Raw genomic sequence first — 1,764 nt, 5'->3', positions numbered from 1 at the left:
ACCAGATCCCGGGGCACAACCACGCCATCAACGCCACCAGCGCGGATGCCTCGACCGTCACGCCGGGGCCGGGTGTGCTGCTGGCGACGGTGCCCGATGCGCAAGGCTTCTACGATGCCGGCACGGCCAACCCGCCCACCAAGGCCGCAATGGCCCCGCAAACGATCGGGCTGACGGGCGGCAGTCAAGCGCATCCGAACCAGATGCCGACCACCTCGATCAACTACATCATCGCCACCGCGGGCGTCTACCCGTCGCGGGGCTGAGCCGAAAAGGGGACCTCTATGTCTGATCAATTCGTCGGCGAAATCCGCATCTTTGGCTTCGATTTCGCCCCCTACCAATGGGCATTCTGTGATGGGGCAATCCTGCCCGTCAGCCAGAACACCAAGCTGTTCTCCATTCTCGGCAGCAACTATGGGGGCAACGGCTCGACCACCTATGGCCTGCCCGACCTGCGCGGGCGGGCAGTGATGGGGCCGGTGGGCGGTGTGCTGAACGATCTGCAGGGCTCGCCCACGGTCACGCTCACGAGCAACCAACTGCCGGGGCACACACACACCGCATACGGCAACAACAGCAAAGCAGCGTCGAAAACAGCAGCCGGCCGCCTGCCGGCGCGCTTCCAGGTGACGTTCAACGACGCATTCATCGCCACGACCGCCACGCCCACGCCGACCATGACCACGCTGGCGCCGCAGGCGGTCGGCACGGCCGGCAGCAGCCAACCCCAGCCGCACGAGAACATGCAGCCGTTCCTGGTCACGAACTACTGCATCGCCCTGGACGGTGCCTGGCCGACGCACCCGTAAGGCACCGCTGTCACGGTGGACCGGCCACGCACGTCGGCCGGTCCGCCGCCCGTTTCCCTGCATCCGTATTCCACGCATTCATGACGATTTCCGTCGAGCTGTTCCAGCCGCATGTCGGCACCGCGTTCTCCGTGCTCACGGGGCCGGGGCAAACCCCCAACCCGCAATTCACACTGCGCCTGGATGAGGTGACGGCCGAGCCCGTCGCGCACCCGGGCCATCAAGCGTTTTCGCTGTTCTTTGCGAGCGACGCCTCATTCGTGCTGCAGCAGGGCACCTACTTCCTGCAGCACGCCACACTGGCCGAACAGCCGATCTTCCTGGTGCCGATCGCGCGCACGGCAGACGGCTTCCGTTATCAGGCCTACTTCAACCTCGGCTGAGTCCGCAACGTCATGCCCGTATTCCCCATCGAGCGGTCCGGCACCGCGCTGCGCCCGCTGACCGATGCCGACCAGCCCTTCCTGCTGCACCTCTACGGCACCACACGCGAAACCGAACTGCAGGTGACCGGCTGGACGGATGAACAAAAAGCCCAGTTCATCCGCATGCAGTTCGACGCGCAACAGCGCGCCTACTTTGCGTACCCCGATGCGGACTTCTTCGTGATCGAGCAGGACGGTGTGGCCGCTGGGCGCCTCTACCTGCAGCATCGACAAGATGCGCTGCTCATCATCGATATTTCACTGGTGCCCGAGCAATGCGGCGCGGGCGTCGGCAGTGCGGTGATCTCTGCCGTGTTCGCCCAGGCGCTCGCAGTGGGCAAGCGCGTGCAGATTCACGTGGAGCGCTTCAACCCCGCGCAGCGGCTGTATCAGCGACTGGGGTTTCGGTTGGTGGAGGACAAGGGCGTGTATTTGTTCCTGGAGTGGGATGGGGCGACGGTGTAGTGGTCCCATTTCCGCGGACAGGTCGATGGGAGGGAATCACCAAACAAAAAACCAGCCCGAAG

At 64.7% G+C, this 1,764-nt stretch carries 4 protein-coding genes; all 4 read left to right on the top strand.

Annotation, left to right across the window (positions count from 1 at the left end; translation table 11 throughout):
- The coding region (locus PI87_RS29515; RefSeq protein ID WP_039601016.1) for a phage tail protein at window positions 1–266 on the top strand (266 nt) is incomplete at its 5' end.
- 18 nt (window positions 267–284) lie between these two features.
- Window positions 285–812, top strand: a complete 528-nt coding sequence (locus tag PI87_RS27965; protein WP_039601015.1) for a phage tail protein — start codon at window positions 285–287, stop codon at window positions 810–812.
- A gap of 80 nt (window positions 813–892) precedes the next feature.
- Window positions 893–1,195, top strand: a complete 303-nt coding sequence (locus PI87_RS27960; RefSeq protein ID WP_039601014.1) for a DUF6916 family protein — start codon at window positions 893–895, stop codon at window positions 1,193–1,195.
- Window positions 1,196–1,207: 12 nt separating this feature from the next.
- Window positions 1,208–1,702: a GNAT family N-acetyltransferase gene (locus PI87_RS27955; RefSeq protein WP_039601013.1), complete on the top strand. Its 495-nt coding sequence runs from the start codon at window positions 1,208–1,210 to the stop codon at window positions 1,700–1,702.
- Window positions 1,703–1,764 lie beyond the last annotated feature (62 nt).

Origin of the sequence: Ralstonia sp. A12 (genome assembly GCF_000801955.1) — a bacterium.
Classification (GTDB): domain Bacteria; phylum Pseudomonadota; class Gammaproteobacteria; order Burkholderiales; family Burkholderiaceae; genus Ralstonia.
This window is presented reverse-complemented; position numbering and strand designations above follow the sequence as displayed.

Bases quoted from the DNA above. Each gene is read 5' to 3' on its own strand.
- PI87_RS27960 (WP_039601014.1), top strand. From the start codon at position 893: ATGACGATTTCCGTCGAGCTGTTCCAGCCGCATGTCGGCACCGCGTTC.
- PI87_RS27955 (WP_039601013.1), top strand. From the start codon at position 1,208: ATGCCCGTATTCCCCATCGAGCGGTCCGGCACCGCGCTGCGCCCGCTG.
- PI87_RS27965 (WP_039601015.1), top strand. From the start codon at position 285: ATGTCTGATCAATTCGTCGGCGAAATCCGCATCTTTGGCTTCGATTTC.